The organism is Agromyces sp. Soil535, from assembly GCF_001428255.1.
In the GTDB taxonomy this organism is placed as follows: domain Bacteria; phylum Actinomycetota; class Actinomycetes; order Actinomycetales; family Microbacteriaceae; genus Agromyces.
On the sequence record NZ_LMRW01000028.1, the window covers coordinates 124510 to 143741 of the forward strand.

A 19232-nucleotide genomic window follows, 5' to 3' on the forward strand; every position below is an offset into this window, starting at 1 on the left:
CATGCCATTCGGGTCGGCGACCGCGGTGAGTGCCGCGTTAACGTGCGGTGACGGTCGGCGCGCCCTGGTCGTCGTCCTCGTGCACGTTGAAGCGGTAGCCGACATTGCGCACCGTGCCGATCAGGCTGTCGAGGTCGCCGAGCTTGGCGCGGAGCCGCCGCACGTGCACGTCGACGGTGCGCGTGCCGCCGAAGTAGTCGTAGCCCCACACCTCGCTGAGCAGCTGCTCGCGGGTGAAGACGCGCGACGGATGCGCCGCGAGGAACCGCAGGAGCTCGAACTCCTTGTACGTGAGGTCGAGGGTGCGGCCGTGGACCTTGGCCGAGTAGCTGGCCTCGTCGATGACGACGCCGGACGTCTGGATGCGCTCGGACGGCTGGGTCGACTGCGCCCGCCCGAGGGCGAGGCGGATGCGCGCGTCGACCTCGGCAGGGCCTGCGTCGACGAGCACGACGTCGTCGATGCCCCAGTCCGGCGTCACGGCCGTGAGCCCGCCCTCGGTGACGATGAGGATGAGCGGCACGGAGAGTCCGGTGGTGCGGAGGATCTGCGAGAGGGCCTTCGCGCCGGCGAGGTTCGTGCGGGCGTCGAGGAACACGAGATCGGATTCGGGCGCTCTGACCAGCTGCTCAGGCGAAGCCGGGATGACCCGCGTTCGGTGAGTCAGTAATGACAGCGCCGGGAGAACATCATCGTTGGCCGCCGGCGACAGGATCAGCAGCTGCGCCACGCACACCCTCCAGTAGTAAGGTGCGGTCAATACTACGTGACGCCGGACACCGGGCGCGCGGGCTGAACGGGGAGAGTATGAAGGCGGGTTCGGAGACGCGCGGCGGTTGGCCCGGGATCGTGCTCGTCTGGGCCATCGCATTGGCCGGTGCGATCGTCGTCGTCTGGCTCGCGTACACCGGCACCGAGGACTGGTTCGGCGACACCACGATGCTCGGCGTGTACGGTGCGCTGGGCATCGTCTTCGCGGCATCCGTGCTCGGCGCGCTCATCGCCCAGCTGGCTTCGCGGCGCCCCGGCGGGTTCGTGACGCGGGCGAGCGCGAGTGTGGCCGGCGCCGCCGTGGTGGTGGCCCTCGCGGCGCTGGCGGTCGCGCCCGTCGCCATCGGGTGAGCGGGTAGACTCGGAGGCATGTCGCAGCTGCTCGCCCTCGAACTCCTCTTCATCGGCCTGCTCGGGCTCGCGAGCCTCGCGATCGCGTGGATCAGCGGCGTCGTCGTCTACAAGCTCTTCAAGGGGCAGCGCTGAACAGATGATCGAGCTTCCCGTCGACCTTCCGGCCGAGCTCGTCCCGCTCTCCTGGCTCATCGGGGTCTGGGAGGGTTCGGGCGTGATCGACTACAAGGTCGGCGACGGGTCGATCACCCACGAGTTCGGGCAGCGCGTGAGCTTCAGCCACGACGGCATGCCGCACCTCAACTACACGTCGTACACGTGGCTCTTCGCCGAGGAGCCGGGCGGCGACCCGAAGCCGCTGGCCACTGAGACCGGGTACTGGCGCATCGAGCGCGAGCTCGGCGAGGGCGACGCGGGCCCCGCGCTGCTCCCGGCGGTCGGCGAGCCCCGCTACCCCGACGCCCAGTCCGTCGAGACACTGCGCAACGCCGACGGCGGGTTCGACCTCGAGGTGTCGCTCGTGCACCCGGGCGGCGTCGCCGAGCTCTACCTCGGGCAGGTCAAGGGCCCGCGCATCGACCTCGCCACCGATGCCGTCATGCGCACCGCCGGTGCGAAGGAGTACGCGGCCGCGACGCGGCTCTACGGCCTCGTGGAGGGCCACCTGCTCTGGGCGTGGGACATCGCCGCACTCGGCCAGGACCTGCGCACCCACGCGTCCGCACGCCTGGCGAAGGTCGACTGATGGCTGCGTCGCCGTTCCTCGCGCTCGATGCGGCGGTGCCCGCAGAGGGCGTCGACGCGGGCGTGCCCGGCCACTACGGCAACCCGATCGTCGAGCAGCGCCGGCTCGAGCGCGGCGAGGCCATCGTCGACCTCTCCGACCGCGGCGTACTCACCGTCACCGGTCCCGACCGGCTGAGCTGGCTGCACTCGATGGCGAGCCAGGCGCTCGACCGGTTGGCGCCGGGGGCCTCCGCGGAGGCGCTGTTCCTCGACGCGTCGGGCCGCATCGAGCACGTCGTGCATGTCGTCGACGACGGCGAGACCACCTGGCTCGCCGTCGAGGGGTCGGATGCCGCGCCGCTGGCCGCGTGGCTCGACCGCATGCGGTTCATGCTCCGGGTGGAGGTGGCCGACCGCTCGGCCGACTTCGCGGTGCTCGGCGCGATGTCCACGACCGCGCTGGATGCCGCGGCGCCCGCGTTCCTCGCGAACGGCGTGCCCCTCGACTGGACCGATCCGTGGGCGTCGCCCGCCCCGGGCGCACATCGGTACGCGCCCGACGCCGGCCATCCGGCATCCGCCTGGCATTGGATCGAGCGCATCGTGCCCCGCGCCGCGCTCGCCGACGCGGCGGCGGCCGTGCGTGCCGGCCGCGCGCAGGCGGCCGGCTCGCTCGCGGCCGAGGCGCTGCGCATCGCGGCATGGCGGCCGCGCCTCGCCACCGAGGTCGATGAGAAGTCCATCCCGCACGAGCTCGACTGGCTTCGCAGCGCCGTCGACCTCGGCAAGGGCTGCTACAAGGGCCAGGAGACCGTGGCGAAGGTGCTGAACCTCGGGCGCCCGCCACGCCGGCTCGTGCTGCTGCACCTCGACGGCAGCGACACCGTGCTGCCCGCTCCGGGCGACATCGTCGTGGGCGAGAAGGTGCGTCCCGAGCCGGCCGAGGGCGAGGCGCCCGAACGCCGCAACGTCGGTCACGTCACTTCGAGCGCGATGCACCACGAACTCGGCCCGGTCGCGCTCGCCGTCGTGAAGCGCGCGGTACCGGCCGACCTCCCGCTCATCGTCGAGAGCCACGGCACCGACGTGGCCGCCGCGCAGGTCGAGATCGTGCCGGCCGACGCCGGTGCGGCCGTCGACGTGCCGAGACTGCCCAGGCTCGGCGTCCGGAAGTGAGCGCGGCCGGCGGGCTCGGCGCGCGTCTCGCGGCCGGCTCGATCCGGCTCCGCGACTCGGTGCCCGCGATCCTGCAGATCACGGCGACGGCGGTGGCCGCATACGCGTTCGCCCGCTACGTGCTCGGTCACGAAGAGCCCCTGATCGCCGCGATCGTGGCGATCACCGCACTCGGCTTCGTGCGCGACGCCCGGCCGATCCGGGTGCTCGAGACCGTGATCGCCATGACGCTCGGCATCGCGCTCGCCGAGGTGCTGCTCCTCGCATTCGGTGCGGGCGTACTCCAGTACGCGGTCGCGCTCGCCCTGACGCTCGCCGTCGCGAGGCTCGCGTCGGCGAACGCCGCGTTCGCGATCGCGGCCGCGGTGCAGTGCACCCTCGTCATGCTCGTGCCCGCTCCCGACGGCGGGCCGTTCGTGCGCACGCTCGACGCGGTCGTCGGCGGCGCATTCGCCCTTGCCGCGACCGCGATCATCCCGCGCGACCCGTTGCGCGCCGCCAGGCGCGAAGGCAGGCGGCTCATCGACGAGCACGTCGCGGTGCTCGGCGAACTCGCCGACGCCTTGCGATCCGGGAGCACGGATGTCGCGGGGCGAGCGCTCTCGCGGGCCCGGGCGACCCAACCGCTCGTCGAGGCGTGGACTGCCTCGGTGGATTCGGGTCTCGCGATCGCGCGCGTGTCGCCCATCGTGCACCGTTCGCGCTTCGACCTGGAGCGCCAGCGCGCGATGCTCGCGGGGCTCGATCTCGCCACCAGAAACCTCCGGATCATCGCGCGACGCATCGAGTGGGTGCTGCGCGACGCTCGGCCGCGGCCCGAGGTCGCCGACCTGCACGCACGCCTCGCCGTGGCGCTCGGCCCGCTCGCCGACTCCCTGCGCGACGTGTCGGCCCAGCCGGTAGCCCGGGAGTCGTTCGCCGAGATCGCGCGCCATCTCGATCCCGTGGCGATCCTGCCCGGCGGTCCTGTCGGCGACCGGAACACGATCGCCGCGCTGCGGCCCTACCTCGTCGACCTGCTCACGTCGACGGGTCTCGAGCTCGACGCGGCGCGGTCGCTGCTGCCCGCCGACTGAGCCCCGGCGCGGACGGCCAAGGCCCGGACAGCGGTGCTGCCCGGGCCGCGGCCGTCATGCGCGCCTACTTGCAGGTGGACTTCTCGTAGGCGGGCCTCTGCGTGACCTCGTACGCGTGGGTGCCGTCCCAGTGGGAGGCGACGACCGTCGCGGTGCCCTTCTTCACGTTCGCCGATCCCGTGTCGAAGAGCTGGTACACCGCAGCACCCGGTGCGACCCGCTCCACCGAGTGCGTGCCCCACCGGGTCGTGAGCCGGATGTCGGCCCACGTGTTGCCGGTGTTCTTCGCGTACACCGCGACGTGGGCGGTGCCATCGATGCACTGCGACGCCGCGCTGGTCGTGAGCCGGAGGTCGACGGGAGCCGGGTCCCCACCGACTGTCACCACGGCCGACTGGTCGGCCTCGACATTCCCGGCGCCATCGGCGGATCGGTACTCGACGGTGTGCTCGCCGGCTCCGGTCACGAGGATCGGTTCCGCGTACGCCGTCCACTCCCCACCGTCGACGCGGATCTCCGTCTCGGCCACGCCGGACGTGTCGTCGACGGCGACGAGGCCGACGCGGACCCCGCCGTCCACCTCCTCCGTGGTGGCCGTCGAAACCGGTGCGACCGTGTCGACCTTCACCATGCCGGACCCGCTCGCCTCCACGTTGCCCGCCTGGTCGGTCGAACGGTAGGAGACGACGATCTCGCCTTGGCCCTGCGGAGCGACAGGGCCTTCGTACGCCGTCCACGTTCCGTCGCCGATGGCGTACTCCGTGGATGCCACGCCCGAGCCGTCGGCGTCGGACGCGGTGAGGGTGAACGTCGGCGTCGTGCGGTACCAGCCGTCGGCGCCGTCCGCCTCGGCGGGAGCCCACGTGAGGCTGGTGGCCGGCGCCGTGGTGTCCGGCTGCTCGACGTCGAGCTGGAAGGAGTCGAACTCCACGACCACGGGCTCCTCCTGCTGGGGACCGATCGCCATCAGGCCAAGGCCGCGCAGCGGCTGATCGAACGTGATCCCGGCGTCGCCGATCGGCGCCCAGTTCACGCCGCCGTCACTCACCTCGGCCGTGTACACGGATCCGGTCTTGGTGACCCGGATGTACCAGTACCCGCTCTCGGAGGAGTTCGCGATGTCGATCGTGCGATGTCCGATGCCCGCGGCAGCCGCTTCGCCGGCCAGTTCTGCCCGGAGATCGAGCCCGGATCCGGCGCTGTTGTAGGCGACGACGTCCGCCTTGAGGTAGTTGTCGTCATCGGCCCACATCAACAGGCCGGCCAGCTGCCAGCGGTGCAGCAGGGGGGCCTTGAACTTCGTCGTCGCCACCCAGTCGCCCTCGGGCGCCTCCGCGAGGATGAAGTTGTGCGGGGACACGGGGTTGGTGCCGTTGATGTCGCCGGGCTGGGTCTCGATCTTCAGGTGTCCGTCGGCGACGTCCAGGTGGTTGGAGTCGTAGCGCACGCTCCGGCTCCAACGGCAGCCGTCCACCGTGTCGCCGTCGAATTCGTCGCCGGGAGCAGCGGCATCGCCAGGTGTCGGCTCGGGGCTGAACCGGAACCAGTCCGCCTTCGCCGTGACCGGGGTCGAGCCCAGGTCGCCGGCGGCCATGATCCCGATTCGGGCATTCTGCTTGAGCTGCAGTTGTCCGTTGAGCGCGATCCACGACTCGCCGTTCGTCGAGTAGGCGCCGGTCAGCGTCGTTCCGTCGCTCGTCAGCTTGAGGTGGATCGTCGACGGGAAGTCGCTCGGCAGAGCTGGAGCAGCAGGGGTGGTTCGGGCGCCTGCGGTCTCGCTCTGGAACTCCACGAACCGTCCACCGCTCTGGTTGCGTACGAAGGCGAGCTTGTTGTATTCGTCGTCGCTCTGGTGCACCACGAGCCCGGCCCACTGCCAGTGCGACGTATGCGCCAGCGTGATCTTCGTCGTCGCTTCCCATGCGCCGGCCGGCAGCGGCTTGCCTGCGAAGCTCACCGGACCGGTGGATGCCTCGTTGATGTCGCCCGAGGTGACCGGGAGGTTCAGAGTGCCGCCGGACTGTGATATCGGCTTGGACGGGTCGGCCCGCAGCGCCCAGTACGGTGAGATCGCCGGGTCGTCGAACTCATCGGAGAGGGGCGCCGTGGGGCAGACCAGCGGCTCGAGCGGCACTGTCGGCTCAGGTTCCTGCGGGTCGGTGTCGATCGCGAAGTCCGCGAAGTCGACCGTTCCGGCGCCAGCGGCGTGCGACACCATGAACATGCCCACGTCCTGGGTGGTGGCGGCGCCGGCCAGGTTGACCGTCCCCCCGACCTGGGTCCAGGAGGTGCCGTTCTTGGAGAAGTACGCCGTGTAGTCCGAGCCGGCACGCTTCAGCTTCACCCACACGGGATAGCTCGTCGTGCCGCCTGCCGTCGAGGTGTTCAGCTGTCCGTTCCCGTCGGGGTCGGCGAGGAACTCGACGCCGTTGCTGGGGCGGATGCCGACCATGGCGTAGCCGGGCGAGACGCCCGGCATCGTCACGTCGTTGCGCACGATGATGCCCGCCTTCGCCGAGCCGCTCGTGTTCTGCTGCGCGTCGATGCGCACGACCGCCTCCCAGTCCTCGTCGCCGCCCGTCGGCGCGTAGAGGGTCGAGTACTCGTCCACGCCCTGCCAGGTGTCGTCGCCGGCCCCGGTGATGCGGAACCGGCCGTCCCCGATGCGCTCGAAGACGCCGTCGGCGTTCGAGAACGGCACGAGGTCGCCGAAGAGCTCACCCACCTGCGCCAGCACGACGCGGGACGTCGTGGACCTGCCCGCGGCGTTCGTCGCGACCGCGGTGAGCTCGTACAGGCCCTCCTGCGGCCCTGCCCACGTCGCCGAGTACGGTGCGGTGTCGTCGATCCCGATCGAAGCGCCGTCGACGAAGAACTCGACCTGCGACACGTCGCCGCTGGCGTCGGCGGCATCCGCCTCGACCGTCACGTCCTGGCCTGGCTCGAGTTGCACGTCCTGCTGCGGCGCCGTGATGGCGACCGACGGCGACGTCGCCGGGGACGAGCCCCGGCCGATCGCCTCGAGGAAGTTGAGCTTGATCTCGGCGCCGCGGAAGACCACGTAGAGGTCGAGCGTCGCCTGCGGGAACCCGCGCACGTCGACGACCACGTCGGTGAAGCGCGTGGAACCGGTCGCCGGAACCGTTGCGGTCGCGAGCAGCTCGCCGTCGACGGCACCCGAGTGCAACTCGATGGCGCCCCCCGCCGCCGCTGCGGAGACCCGGAGCGCGAGCGAGTCGATGCGGTGGAAGTTCACCGGCTCGAAGCGCGCCCAGGCGCCGTCCCCGCCGACGACCACCAGGTCGCCGTCGGTTCCCTCGACATCGCGGCTCGGTGCGGTGGTCGTTCCGGCCGACGCATCGAAGAACTCGGCCTGCTTCACCTTGGGGAAGACGAGCGTCGTCTGCGATCCGGTGAGGGGATTCGCACCGCCCTCGCCGCCGCCGCCGTCGGTGTACCGGGCGTCGATCGCGACGAAGATGTCCTCGTCGGGCGCGTGACCGCCGAGGCTCGTCTCGGTGCTGCCCGTGAATCCGCTCAACGGGGTCGTCGGGTGGGCGTGGTCGTCGTGCCCGAGCGCGGGTTGGATGATGACGTCGTCACCGTTGACCGCTCCGTCCTCGGGGTCGGTCACCGCGACCTCCCACGAGAGCTCGTCACCGAAGTCGAAGAACGAACCGTTCGGCGGCAGCGAGAACTCCACGTGCGGCCGGGTGTTGCCGACCGTGACGGGGATCGTGGTGGTGCCGGTCTTGCCGTCGGGGTCGGTCACCGTGAGTCGTGCGTCGTAGACGCCGTCGGCTTCGTAGGCGTGCGTCGCCTGGGCGGTCGTCGCATCGACCGTGCCGTCGCCGTCGAAGTCCCACGCGTAGGCGAGCTCGGCGTTCTCGGGGTCGGACGAGGCCGAGCCGTCGAATGCCACGGCGAGCGGCGCTGGGCCGGAGTCCCTGTCGCTCGTGATCCGGGCGATCGGCGACCGGGAGCCGGAGATGTAGTCGACGCGGTGAAGTCCGGAGTTGGGGTTGTCGCGCCCGAATCCGCCGCCCCAATCGAGGACGTACAGTGAGCCGTCGGGACCGAACTTGGAGTCGATCGGGGCCAGGAACTGCTCCTGCGGCAGGAAGGCATTGACCTTCTCGACCTGCGAACCGTTCTCTGCCGCGGGGTCCTTCAGCTGGATCGAGTACATCTTGTTCCGAGCCCACTCGTAGAAGAACGGCTTGCCGTCGTACGAGGCGGGGAACTTCGTGTCGGACACGAGGTCGGGATCGTAGTGGTACACCGGTCCGCCCATGGGGGCGAGGCCACCGCCCTGCGGGATGACCTCGGGCACCGAGGAGCGCTTGTAGCCGTACCACATGTCGGCGGCGCGCGCGGGGGGCAGTGCCGTGAGCCCCGTGTTGCGCGGCGAGTCGTTGACCGGATTCGCGCAGTCGAAGAATTCGCCGACGGTGACCGGGTCCGCGGCGTAGTCGACCTCGCGGAAGGGCTCGTTGTCCCCCATGCAGAGCGGCCAGCCGTAGTTGCCGGGGCTCTTGATGAGGTTCCACTCGGAGATGCCGGCAGGACCGCGCGTCGTCGGAGCGTCGTTGTTGTTGTCGGGGGAGTAGTCGGCAAGGCTCACCCAGCCGGTCTCCTGGTCGACCGAGAACCGGAAGGGATTTCGGAAGCCCATGGCGTAGATCTCGGGTCGCGTCTTGTCGTCGGTGTCGTCCGCCTCGGAGAACAGGTTCCCCTCAGGAACCGTGTAGCCCGGGCCGTCGGGGTTCGGCGTGATGCGCAGGAGCTTGCCCCGCAGGTCGTTCGTGTTGGCCGAGGTCTCCCGGGCGTCGTGGAAGGTGCCGGGTCGAGTCGAGAGCGGCGCGTAACCTCCCGAGGGCTCGGAGTGGGGATTCACGTCGTCGCCGACGCTGAGGTACAGGTTGCCGTCGGCGTCGAAGTCGAGAGCGCCGCCGGTGTGACCGGGCTCGTCGGGCAGGCGGCGCGCGGGCACCTCGATGATGACCTCCTCCGTCGCGGGATCGATGACGTCGTCCACCATGGTGAACCGCGAGACGCGGCTCAGGAAGCTCGAGGGATCGGTGTTGTCCGGCGCGTTCGGTGAACGGTAGACGTAGAGGCGCCCGTTCTGGGTGAAGCCGGGATCGAGCGCGATGCCGAGCAGTCCGTCCTCGCCGCCCGAGTAGACGTCGAGCTCGAGCGCCGTGCTGACGGCGTTCGTGGCGGGATCCCACACGCGGATCTGACCGCGCACGAGTTCGGTGTAGAAGACGCGCCCGTCGTCGGCGATGTCCATCGCGAACGGCGCAGATGTGTTCTGGTCGAGCGCGACCTTCTCGAAGTTGCTCCACACGGTGCCACCGCAGTCGCCCTCGGCGAGTCCGGCGGCGTACTTCACGCCTCCGACGATGTGCTGCATGAGGGCGGGCTCCTCGAAGTGCGACCCGAAGTGCCCCATCGCGGTCGCCCAGGCGCGACCGCCGTCGTATGGCTTGCACCACGAGATGGGGTGGTCGTATCCCATGGCGTTGCTGCCCGGGTCGTACGTCGACTCGTCCATCGATGCGAGCACGTGGGCGGTGCCCCGGACGTTGTTCGAGAAGTTGTACCACTCGTCGGACCGCTCCCAGCGGCTCTCCCCGAAATGCGCGGTGGACGGATGCGTGCGGTCCTCGATCCTCACCGTGCCCGGTTGCCCGGGGTCGGTGCCGGTGGCGGCGTGGCCGGGCATCAGCGAGCCCACGAGCTCGTCCCACCATGGGTAGTTGCCGCGCATGTCGGTGGCGTTGTGGATGGCCACGATGCCGCCGCCCGCCTGCTGGTACCGCTCGAGTGCCGCCTTCTGGTCGGCGTTCCACGGGTCGCCCGACGCCTGGAACATGATCAGCGCGTCGAATCCCGCGAGATCCGTGTCGTTGAAGATCGTCGAGTCCTCGGTGTGGGTCACGGCGATCCCCTCCGCCTCGAGGGCGGCGGTGATCAACGGCGTGCCTTTGTCGATCGCGTCCGTGTGCCGGAACTGGGTGGTCTTCGTGAAGATGAGCACGTGGCCGTGGCCGTCGTGCGCCTGGGCCGGGGCCGCGGTGCCGACCATCACGCCGACGGCGAGCAGCGCCGCTAGTGATCCGGCGACCAGCCGGGCCGCGAACCGGTGAAGCTGGGTGAGCATGAGACCTCCGTTGGTTTCAAATGCCGGATGGGTGCGTTCATCGATCGAGCCGACGCGAGTCCGGTCCTGAACCTAGAGGCGACTTTTGGTGTCCGTCAAGCAAAAGTTGAAAATTGCCTGCCTTATCACGTCGTGCATTGGGAGAATCATGCGCAAAGCACTGTCGAATCCTGAGGAATGATGGATGGAATCGAAGGGGAGGCCCTTCGGCGATCGGCACGGGTACGCCCGCATGGGCGGTGACCAGCCCTGACCCGGCGACGGCTCGCATCACGACCGATGATGCCGCCGCGGTTAGGCTTTGTCTCATGCCTCACACCCTCGTGCTGCTGCGCCACGGCCAGAGCGAATGGAACCAGAAGAACCTGTTCACCGGCTGGGTCGACGTTCGACTCAGCGAACTCGGGAGCGAGGAGGCGAGGCGCGCGGGCGAACTCCTCCTCGAGCAGGGTGTCCTGCCCGACGTGCAGCACACGTCGGTGCTCACGCGGGCCATCCAGACCGCGAACATCGCGCTCGACGTCGCGGATCGCGCATGGGTCGACGTCCGTCGTTCATGGCGGCTGAACGAGCGCCACTACGGTGCGCTCCAGGGCCTCGACAAGGCCGAGACGCTGGAGAAGTACGGCCCCGACCAGTTCCAGTTGTGGCGCCGGTCCTTCGACGTGCCGCCGCCCCCGCTCGCCGACGACTCGGAATGGTCGCAGGTCGGCGACCCCCGCTACGCGAACCTCTCCGATGACGAGCTTCCCCGCACCGAGTGCCTGAAGGACGTCATCGCCCGCATGCTGCCGTACTGGAAGGAGGGCATCATCCCCGACCTCGCCGCGGGCGGGACGGTGCTCGTCACCGCGCACGGCAACTCGCTGCGCGCACTCGTGAAGCACCTCGACGGCATCTCCGACGAGGACATCGCGGAGCTCAACATCCCCACCGGCATCCCGCTCGTCTACGAGCTCGGCGACGACTACATGCCGCTCGTTCCGGGCCGGTACCTCGACCCCGAGGCGGCGGCCGCGGGCGCGGCGGCCGTGGCCGCGCAGGGCAGGAAGTAGCCGAACCGGCTCACGACGAAGGGCGGGGGATGTCGCATCCCCCGCCCTTCGCTGCGTCCGGCCCGTGCGGACTCAGACGGCCGACTTCACGGGGTCCCAGTCGCCGGTCGCGAGGTACTGCACCATCTTCGCGATCGCGACGGCGTGGTCGGCGAAGCGCTCGTGGTACCGGCTCGCGAGCGTGGCGTCGACGGTGTCGACCGCCTCGCCCTTCCACTTCTCGCCGAGCACCTTGTCGAACACCGAGAGGTGCAGCGCGTCGACCTTGTCGTCCTCGTTGCGGATGTCCTCGGCGACCTGCACGTCCTCGCTGCGGAGCAGCGTCGTGAGCTTCTGCGCGATCTCGACGTCGAGTGCGCCCATGTCGGCGAACGTGGAGCGGAGCGACTTCGGCACCACCTTGTCGGGGAAGCGGTAGCGCGCGAGCTGCGAGATGTGGGTCGAAAGGTCGCCCATGCGCTCGAGCGACGCGCTGATCCGCAGCGCGCTCACCACGATGCGGAGGTCGCGGGCGACCGGCTGCTGCCGCGCGAGGATCGTGATCGCGAGCTCGTCGAGCGCGACCGTGGCCTGGTCGATGCGGGGGTCCTCGGCGATCACCTCCTCTGCGAGGCTCACGTCGGACTCGTTGAACGCCCGGGTCGCCTTCTCGATCGAGATGGCGACGAGCTCGGCGATCTCCACGAGTCGGTCCTGCACCTCGCGCAGTTCCTGCTGGAACACCTCACGCATGTACGAAATCCTTGTCTGCTCGGTCCCACGCCGAAGCGCACGCGGGCGCACCGGTACGATCCGGCCCCGGGACATCCTCCCCGCGGCAGGTGAACAACAGGTGCCGGAGGCCTGAACACTCGTTAACCTACTCCCGGACGGCTGCCCCGCGGACGGAGCTGCCTTCGCGACTGGTTATGGTGAAGCCATGGACTCCATGTGGTTGGTGCTCACGGCACTGGCCTTCGGCATCTTCCTCGGTGCCGCCTTCATGATCGTGCTGCACATGGCCGAACGGCGGGGCTCGAACGCCGCGCGGGTGGTCGCGCCGACCATTCCCGACGGCATCGACCAGGTGCTGGAGGTGCTGGAGTCCGCCGGCGTCGTGCTCGACCCCTCGAACAATGTGCTGAAGGCGTCGCCCGGGGCGCTCGCGCTGGGCCTCGTGCGCCAGCAGCAGCTCGCGCACCCCGAGCTCGTCGAGCTCGTGACATCCGTCCGCCGGACCGGCGAGCCGGTGGCGCAGGAGATCGGCGTGGCGCGCGGGCCGTTCGGCGAGGCCACCATCCGGCTGCGCGTGCGGGTGGCCCGGCTCGGCACCCGCTTCATCATGCTGCTCGCCGAGGACCGCACCGAGGCGCACCGCCTCGACGAGGTGCGCCGCGACTTCGTCGCGAACATCAGCCACGAGCTGAAGACCCCGATCGCGTCGGTGAGCCTGCTCGCGGAGGCGCTCGACCAGGCGGCCGACGAGCCGGAGCAGGTGCGGCGGTTCGCCGGCCGGCTCACGGTCGAGGCCAGCCGTCTCGCGCACATCACGAGCGAGGTCATCGAGCTCTCGCGGCTGCAGGCGCGCGACGCCCTGCGGCCCGACGTGCTGGTGCGCGTCGACGAGGTCGTCGCCGCCGCCGTCGACCAGAACCGGGTCGTCGCCGCCGCGAAGCACGTCGAGATCGCGGTGCGCGCCTCGTCGAAGGCCGAGGTGTACGGCGATCGCGCCCTCATGGTCGTCGCCGTGCACAATCTCATCTCGAACGCGATCGCGTACTCCAACGAGGGCGGCCGTGTCGGGGTGGGCGTGAGGGTGCATGGCGGCGCCGTCGAGATCGCGGTCACCGACCAGGGCATCGGGCTCGAGAGCGACGACCTCGAGCGCATCTTCGAACGCTTCTACCGCGTCGACCAGGCGCGCTCCCGCAACACGGGCGGGTCGGGCCTCGGGCTCAGCATCGTGAAGCACACGGTGCAGAACCACGGCGGCGACGTGCGCGTGTGGTCGCAGCCCGGTCGCGGATCGACCTTCATGGTCCGCCTCCCCCTCGCCGAGGTCGCGCCCGAGTCCACGCCCGAGTCGGGGGGCGGCGACGGCGCCGCACGCGAGCCTGCCGCTTCGCCGGGCGCAGCGACATCCGCCAGGAAGTCCGATCGCGGCGCGCGGCGAAGGACCGCCGCCGCCGAACCGGCGACCCGCGTCGCCATCCCCGACCGAGGAGATCCCACGTGACCCGCATCCTGCTCGTCGAGGACGAGATCGCCCTCAGCGACCCGCTGAGCTTCCTACTCGAGCGCGAGGGCTACGAGGTGGAGGTCGCGGCCGACGGCCCGTCGGCCATCGCCGCGTTCGACCAGCACGGCGCCGACATGGTGCTGCTCGACCTCATGCTCCCGGGCCTGCCCGGCACCGAGGTGTGCCGTGAGATCCGTACCCGGTCGACGGTGCCGATCATCATGCTCACGGCCAAGGACTCCGAGATCGACATCGTCGTGGGCCTCGAGCTCGGCGCCGACGACTATGTCACGAAGCCGTACTCCACGCGCGAGCTCCTTGCGCGCATCCGGGCCGTGCTCCGGCGTCGCATCGAGGTGGAGGACTTCGACGAGGCGATCCTCGAGGGCGGACGCGTGCGCATGGACGTCGATCGGCACACCGTCGAGGTCGACGGCACGCCCGTGCCCATGCCGCTGAAGGAATTCGAGCTGCTCGAGCTGCTCATGCGCAACCCGGGTCGCGTGCTGACCCGCGGCCAGCTCATCGACCGCGTCTGGGGGTCCGACTACTTCGGCGACACCAAGACGCTCGACGTGCACATCAAGCGCATCCGGTCGAAGATCGAGCAGCATCCCTCCGAGCCGGTGCAGCTCGTCACCGTGCGCGGACTCGGCTACCGCTTCGAGGCCTGAGCGGGACCTGCGACCTCAGGCCGCCGGCCTACGGCGCCAGGTCGGCGTACTCGGACAGGCGGGAGTCGAGCACCGGGACCTGCTTCTCGATGCCCTCGGCGTCGCCGTACTGGAAGTACATCGGGAGGAGGCCCCCGACCTCGGCATCGATGCCCTCGAGCAGGACCGGCTCGAGCACGTCGATGCCCTCGACGTCGTCGACGCCGAGCGCCACCGTGGAGCCCGCCTCGATCTCGATGGTCGTGGTGTCGCTGCCGCCCACGCCGAACTGGACGCCGAGCTCCACGTCGTCGTCGCCGTTGTTGACGACCGTCATCACGAGGTTGCCGTCTTCGCCGTCGTCGCTCACGACGAGCACGTTGCGAAGCTCGAGGTCGCCGACGTCGGCAGAGACGCCGTCGCTCGCGGTGTAGTGCTCCGTGGTCGCCTGGTAGGTGAGCATCGAGCAGCCGCTCGCGCCCAGTGCGAGACCGAGGGCCAGAGCAGCGGATGCCGCGAGACGCGCCTTCACAGAACCTCCAAGTGCGTGCGTGCGCGCGGGCCGTTTTCCGGCGCGCGCGTAGGGATCGAGTCCGAGTGTAGCCTACGGCGCACACCGCCTCCGGGAGGGGCGGCGAACCTTAGCACGATCGGCGATGTGATATCCTGAGAGTTGCCGAAAGGACATATATTCATGCTTTTTGAGGTTGGCGAAACCGTCGTTTACCCCCACCACGGAGCCGCAACGATCACCGAAGTGAAGAAACGGATCATCAAAGGTGAAGAGAAGCTCTACCTCAAGCTGAACGTCACGCAGGGCGACCTCGTCATCGAGGTTCCGGCTGAGAATGTCGACCTCGTCGGCGTGCGCGACGTCATCGGCAAGGAGGGCCTCGACAAGGTCTTCGAAGTGCTGCGCGCTCCCTTCACCGAGGAGCCCACCAACTGGTCCCGACGCTACAAGGCGAACCTCGAGAAGCTCGCTTCCGGCGACGTGATCAAGGTCTCCGAGGTCGTGCGCGACCTCTGGCGCCGCGACCAGGACCGCGGCCTCTCCGCCGGCGAGAAGCGCATGCTCGCGAAGGCCCGCCAGATCCTCATCTCCGAGCTGGCGCTCGCCGAGAAGACCGACGAGGAGCAGGCCTCGACCGTCCTCGACGAGGTGCTCGCCTCCTAGCTGCGCGCCTGCTCGAGGCGGTGATGACGCCGTCGGCGCCGGGTCCGGTGCGGCGCGATACGCTCGACCCATGAGCGCGTCAACGGTCGCCGTCATCGTCGTCGCCGCGGGCAGCGGCACGCGACTCGGGCACGAAGAGCCCAAGGCGTTCGTCCCCCTCGGCGGGAGCTCCATCCTCGGCGTCGCACTGGATGCCGTGCTCGGCATGCGCGAGACGCCGCATGTCGTGGTCGTGGTGCCGGCCGACCGGGTCGACGAGACGCGCACGCACTTCGAGGCCGTGGCCGCGGCCGCATCCGCTCCGCTCGACGTCGTCGCGGGCGGCGCGACCCGGCAGCAGTCGGTGGCGCTGGGTCTCGCCGTGCTGCCGCGCGTCGTCGACACGGTGCTCGTGCACGATGCCGCACGGCCGCTCACGCCGTCGATCCTCTTCGACGAGGTCGTCGCCGCCGTGCGGTCGCGGGACCGCGGCGTGATCCCCGCGCTCGACGTCGTCGACACCATCAAGCGGGTCGGTGAGCACGGGCGCGTGCTCGAGACCGTCGACCGCGCGCAGCTCGCCGCGGTGCAGACGCCGCAGGGGTTCCCGCGCTCGGCCCTCGACGCGGCGTATGCCGCCGCAACGATCGAGTTCACGGATGACGCGGCGCTCGCGGCATCCGCAGGGCTCGCGGTCGACGTGGTTCCGGGTGACACGCGGGCGTTCAAGGTGACGCTGCCCGCCGACCTGCGGCGGGCCGAGTCGCTCGTGGGCGAGCGCGCGGGCGCCGCTCGCGGCAGCGGCCCCGACCCCGACCCCGCGCGTGCCGCCGCTCCGCCCGACGGCCCTGAACGCGGCGGCACGCCTCGGATCGGCACGGGCGCCGACGTGCATGCGTTCGCCGACGACCCGAACACTCCGCTCTGGCTCGCCGGCCTGCACTGGCCGGGGGAGCGCGGGCTCTCGGGCCACAGCGACGGCGACGCCGCGAGCCACGCGATCTGCGATGCGCTGCTCGCGGCCGCTGGACTCGGCGACGTCGGCGGGGTCTTCGGCACCGGTGACCCGCGGTTCGAGGGCGCACACGGCGAGGTGTTCCTCGCCGAGACGCTCCGGCTGGTGCGGGACGCGGGATTCGTGGTTGGCAACGTCACGGTGCAGGTGGTCGGCAACCGTCCGAAGCTCGCACCGCGGCGTGCTGAGGCCGAGGCGCTCCTCTCCGGCATCCTCGGCGCGCCGGTGAGCGTCGCCGCGACCACGACCGATGCGCTGGGCTTCACGGGTCGTGGCGAGGGCATCGCCGCGATCGCGACCGCGCTCGTGGTCCCCGCCTGAGCGCAGCCGCGGCGCTCATGCCGGCCGCCGCGTCATCGTGGAGTCGCGCCGGTAGGCTTGGCGGGTGACCGTGCGACTCTACGACTCGAAGGCCCAGGCCCTGCGTGACTTCGTGCCCCTCCGCGAAGGACGCGTCGGCATGTACGTCTGCGGACCGACGGTGCAGTCGAGCCCGCACATCGGGCACCTGCGCAGCGCGCTCGTCTACGACATCCTGCGCCGCTGGTTCTCCTATCGCGGCTACGACGTCGTCTTCGTGCGCAACGTCACCGACATCGACGACAAGATCCTCGCGGCTGCGCAGGAGGAGGACTCGAGCACCGAGGAATGGTGGGCACTGGCGTACCGCGTCGAGCTCGAGTTCACGGCGGCGTATGCGTCGCTCGGCATCCTGCCGCCCACCTACGAGCCCCGCGCGACGGCGAGCGTGCAGCAGATGCAGCAGCTCATCGCACGGCTCATCGAGCTCGGCCATGCGTACCCTGCCCCCGACGCCTCGGGCGACGTGTACTTCGACACGGCGGACTGGGCCGCATACGGCGAGCTCACCCGCCAGTCCCGCGACCACATGGAGCCAGCCGCCGACGCCGATCCGCGCGGCAAACGCGACCCGCGCGACTTCGCCCTCTGGAAGGGCCGCAAGCCCGAGGAGCCGGCGTCGGCCTCGTGGGACTCGCCGTGGGGCCTCGGCCGCCCCGGCTGGCACATCGAGTGCTCGGCCATGGCGTCACGGTACCTCGGCGAGGAGTTCGACCTGCACGGCGGCGGCCTCGACCTGCGGTTCCCGCACCACGAGAACGAGCTCGCGCAGTCGACCGCGGCCGGCCAGGCCTTCGCGCGCTACTGGGTGCACAACGGGCTCGTGAACGTCGGCGGCCAGAAGATGTCGAAGTCGCTCAACAACTCGGTCTACGCGAATGAGCTCCTCGAGCTCGCGACGCCCCTCGCCGTGCGCTACCTGCTCGGCGCGGCGCACTATCGCTCGACGCTCGACTACTCACCGACCTCGCTCATGGAGGCGCAGGCGGCGGTCGACCGCATCCGCGCTTTCCTCGTGCGCGTGGAGCGCCGCCTCGCGGGCACGCGCTATGCCGGTGTCGGCAGCCCCGTCATCCCCGACGCGTTCGCCGCGGCCATGGACGACGACCTCGGCGTCCCGCAGGCGCTCGCGGTGCTGCACGACAGCGTGCGCGCGGGCAACCAGGCGCTCGACGCCGAGGAGCTGCACGACGCGGCGACGCTGCACGGCCAGGTGGTCGCCATGGTCGAGCTGCTCGGCATCGACCCGCGCGACGAGCACTGGGCGCCGGATGCCGCGCCCGAGGCATCCGCGCTCGACACCCTCGTCACCCGCCTCGTCGAAGACCGCCAGGCCGCCCGCGCAGCCAAGGACTTCGCTGCGGCGGACCGGATCCGCGCGGAGCTGGCCGCAGCGGGCATCACCATCGAAGACAGCCAGACCGGAACGCATTGGAGCCTCGGATCATGAAGGGCAGCGGCAAGCCGCGCGCCGGCGCAGTGCGCAAGGCGGGCAAGAACAAGCAGGTCGGCACCGGCGGTCACGGCCGCAAGTCGCTCGAGGGCAAGGGCCCCACGCCGAAGGCGGAGGACCGCGCCTGGCATCCGGCCGGCCAGCGCAAGGCCGCACAGGAGCGGTATGCCGCGTCCGGCGGCAAGGGCAAGCCGGGCGGCAGGGTCGCCGGGCAGCCTCGCGGCGCCTCCGGTGCGTCCCGCCGCGCGAAGTCGGGCGACGAGTCCGAGATCGTGACCGGCCGCAACTCGGTCGTCGAGGCGTTGCGCGCCCGCATCCCCGCGACCACGCTCTACGTCGCCGCCCGCGTCGAGATGGACGACCGCGTGAAGGAGGCGATGAAGATCGCCACCAGCCGCAGCATCCCCATCCTCGAGGTCATGCGGCCCGAGCTCGACCGCCTCGCCGGGGAGGGCGGCGTGCACCAGGGCCTCGCGCTCAAGGTGCCGCCTTACGAGTACGCCCACCCGATCGAGCTCCTCGACCAGGTGCTCGCCCGCGACGAGACACCGCTGCTCGTGGCGCTCGACGGCGTCACGGACCCGCGCAACCTCGGGGCGATCCTCCGGTCGACGGGCGCGTTCGGCGGCCAGGGCGTGATCGTGCCGCAGCGGCGCTCGGTCGGCGTGAACTCGGCGGCGTGGAAGACGTCGGCGGGCGCCGCGGCGCGCGTGCCTGTCGCGATGGCGCCGAACCTCACGCAGACGCTGAAGGCGCTCAAGGAGCGCGGCGTCTTCGTGCTCGGTCTGGACGGTGACGGCGACGTGTCGCTTCCCGGACTCACGTGGGCCGACCGTCCGATCGTGATCGTCGTCGGCAGCGAGGGCAAGGGGCTCTCGCGACTCGTCGCCGAGACGTGCGACGCGATCGTCGCGATCCCGATCGAGTCGTCTACCGAGTCCCTGAATGCGGGCATCGCGGCATCCGTCACCCTCTACGAGATCTCGAAGCTCCGCGCCACCCCATCGCCGGGCGAGTAGCGCCGAAGGCACGTATCGAGACCCGCCTCGC

15 protein-coding genes are annotated in these 19232 nt (G+C 70.5%); 11 read left to right on the forward strand and 4 right to left on the reverse strand.

Going from position 1 to position 19232, the window contains the following annotated elements; genetic code table 11:
- Window positions 1-37: 37 nt before the first annotated feature.
- Complete coding sequence (locus ASG80_RS21265; protein WP_056734521.1) at window positions 38-730, reverse strand: response regulator transcription factor; 693 nt, start codon at window positions 728-730, stop codon at window positions 38-40.
- A gap of 77 nt (window positions 731-807) precedes the next feature.
- Here ASG80_RS21265 and ASG80_RS21270 point away from each other — a divergent pair, with 77 nt between their 5' ends.
- From ASG80_RS21270 to ASG80_RS21285, 4 genes are all read left to right on the forward strand, one after another.
- Window positions 808-1122: a hypothetical protein gene (locus tag ASG80_RS21270; protein WP_056734523.1), complete on the forward strand. Its 315-nt coding sequence runs from the start codon at window positions 808-810 to the stop codon at window positions 1120-1122.
- 139 nt (window positions 1123-1261) lie between these two features.
- Entirely contained in the window at window positions 1262-1870 is a 609-nt protein-coding gene (locus tag ASG80_RS21275) for an FABP family protein (RefSeq protein ID WP_056734525.1), read from the forward strand.
- Entirely contained in the window at window positions 1870-3027 is a 1158-nt protein-coding gene (locus ASG80_RS21280; RefSeq protein WP_056734526.1) for a folate-binding protein YgfZ, read from the forward strand. The genes ASG80_RS21275 and ASG80_RS21280 overlap by 1 nt, the downstream gene beginning before the upstream one ends.
- Window positions 3024-4103, forward strand: a complete 1080-nt coding sequence (locus ASG80_RS21285; RefSeq protein ID WP_056734529.1) for an aromatic acid exporter family protein — start codon at window positions 3024-3026, stop codon at window positions 4101-4103. Before ASG80_RS21280 ends, ASG80_RS21285 begins: the two co-directional genes overlap by 4 nt.
- Window positions 4104-4167: 64 nt before the next feature.
- Here the strand turns inward: ASG80_RS21285 and ASG80_RS21290 are convergent, their stop codons facing one another.
- Window positions 4168-10272 carry a ThuA domain-containing protein gene (locus ASG80_RS21290; protein WP_056734531.1) on the reverse strand — a complete coding sequence of 2035 codons (6105 nt, stop codon included), beginning with the start codon at window positions 10270-10272 and terminating at the stop codon, window positions 4168-4170.
- 308 nt (window positions 10273-10580) lie between these two features.
- Between ASG80_RS21290 and ASG80_RS21295 the strand changes: the two genes are divergently transcribed.
- Window positions 10581-11327 carry a phosphoglyceromutase gene (locus ASG80_RS21295; protein ID WP_056734532.1) on the forward strand — a complete coding sequence of 249 codons (747 nt, stop codon included), beginning with the start codon at window positions 10581-10583 and terminating at the stop codon, window positions 11325-11327.
- A gap of 72 nt (window positions 11328-11399) precedes the next feature.
- On the opposite strand, the gene phoU is transcribed toward ASG80_RS21295, so the two are convergent.
- Window positions 11400-12059 carry a phosphate signaling complex protein PhoU gene (gene phoU, locus ASG80_RS21300; protein WP_056734534.1) on the reverse strand — a complete coding sequence of 220 codons (660 nt, stop codon included), beginning with the start codon at window positions 12057-12059 and terminating at the stop codon, window positions 11400-11402.
- A 187-nt stretch (window positions 12060-12246) separates the two neighbouring features.
- Between phoU and ASG80_RS21305 the strand changes: the two genes are divergently transcribed.
- Window positions 12247-13542 carry a cell wall metabolism sensor histidine kinase WalK gene (locus ASG80_RS21305; RefSeq protein WP_082590839.1) on the forward strand — a complete coding sequence of 432 codons (1296 nt, stop codon included), beginning with the start codon at window positions 12247-12249 and terminating at the stop codon, window positions 13540-13542.
- Window positions 13539-14219, forward strand: a complete 681-nt coding sequence (locus ASG80_RS21310; RefSeq protein WP_056734537.1) for a response regulator transcription factor — start codon at window positions 13539-13541, stop codon at window positions 14217-14219. Before ASG80_RS21305 ends, ASG80_RS21310 begins: the two co-directional genes overlap by 4 nt.
- Before the next feature lie 28 nt (window positions 14220-14247).
- Here ASG80_RS21310 and ASG80_RS21315 read toward each other — a convergent pair whose 3' ends face one another.
- A complete protein-coding gene (locus ASG80_RS21315; protein WP_056734539.1) occupies window positions 14248-14730 on the reverse strand; it encodes a hypothetical protein in 483 nt (160 codons plus the stop codon).
- Window positions 14731-14892: 162 nt separating this feature from the next.
- On the opposite strand from ASG80_RS21315, the gene ASG80_RS21320 reads away from it, so the two are divergent.
- The 4 genes from ASG80_RS21320 to rlmB all read left to right on the forward strand — a co-directional run bounded on the left by ASG80_RS21320 (window position 14893) and on the right by rlmB (window position 19201).
- Entirely contained in the window at window positions 14893-15375 is a 483-nt protein-coding gene (locus ASG80_RS21320) for a CarD family transcriptional regulator (protein ID WP_056734541.1), read from the forward strand.
- 70 nt (window positions 15376-15445) lie between these two features.
- Complete coding sequence (gene ispD, locus ASG80_RS21325; protein WP_056734542.1) at window positions 15446-16690, forward strand: 2-C-methyl-D-erythritol 4-phosphate cytidylyltransferase; 1245 nt, start codon at window positions 15446-15448, stop codon at window positions 16688-16690.
- 64 nt (window positions 16691-16754) lie between these two features.
- A complete protein-coding gene (gene cysS / locus ASG80_RS21330; protein WP_056734544.1) occupies window positions 16755-18179 on the forward strand; it encodes a cysteine--tRNA ligase in 1425 nt (474 codons plus the stop codon).
- The gene (gene rlmB / locus ASG80_RS21335) at window positions 18176-19201 is read left to right on the forward strand and encodes a 23S rRNA (guanosine(2251)-2'-O)-methyltransferase RlmB (protein WP_056734546.1); all 1026 of its coding nucleotides are present in this window, start codon (window positions 18176-18178) and stop codon (window positions 19199-19201) included. Before cysS ends, rlmB begins: the two co-directional genes overlap by 4 nt.
- Window positions 19202-19232 lie beyond the last annotated feature (31 nt).

Excerpts from the sequence above, each read along its gene's own strand:
- ASG80_RS21295 (WP_056734532.1), top strand. The coding sequence starts at position 10,581 with ATGCCTCACACCCTCGTGCTGCTGCGCCACGGCCAGAGCGAATGGAAC.
- rlmB (WP_056734546.1), top strand. The coding sequence starts at position 18,176 with ATGAAGGGCAGCGGCAAGCCGCGCGCCGGCGCAGTGCGCAAGGCGGGC.
- ASG80_RS21270 (WP_056734523.1), top strand. The coding sequence starts at position 808 with ATGAAGGCGGGTTCGGAGACGCGCGGCGGTTGGCCCGGGATCGTGCTC.
- ispD (WP_056734542.1), top strand. The coding sequence starts at position 15,446 with ATGAGCGCGTCAACGGTCGCCGTCATCGTCGTCGCCGCGGGCAGCGGC.
- ASG80_RS21275 (WP_056734525.1), top strand. The coding sequence starts at position 1,262 with ATGATCGAGCTTCCCGTCGACCTTCCGGCCGAGCTCGTCCCGCTCTCC.
- ASG80_RS21280 (WP_056734526.1), top strand. The coding sequence starts at position 1,870 with ATGGCTGCGTCGCCGTTCCTCGCGCTCGATGCGGCGGTGCCCGCAGAG.
- ASG80_RS21305 (WP_082590839.1), top strand. The coding sequence starts at position 12,247 with ATGGACTCCATGTGGTTGGTGCTCACGGCACTGGCCTTCGGCATCTTC.
- ASG80_RS21290 (WP_056734531.1), bottom strand. The coding sequence starts at position 10,272 with ATGCTCACCCAGCTTCACCGGTTCGCGGCCCGGCTGGTCGCCGGATCA.
- ASG80_RS21320 (WP_056734541.1), top strand. The coding sequence starts at position 14,893 with ATGCTTTTTGAGGTTGGCGAAACCGTCGTTTACCCCCACCACGGAGCC.
- phoU (WP_056734534.1), bottom strand. The coding sequence starts at position 12,059 with ATGCGTGAGGTGTTCCAGCAGGAACTGCGCGAGGTGCAGGACCGACTC.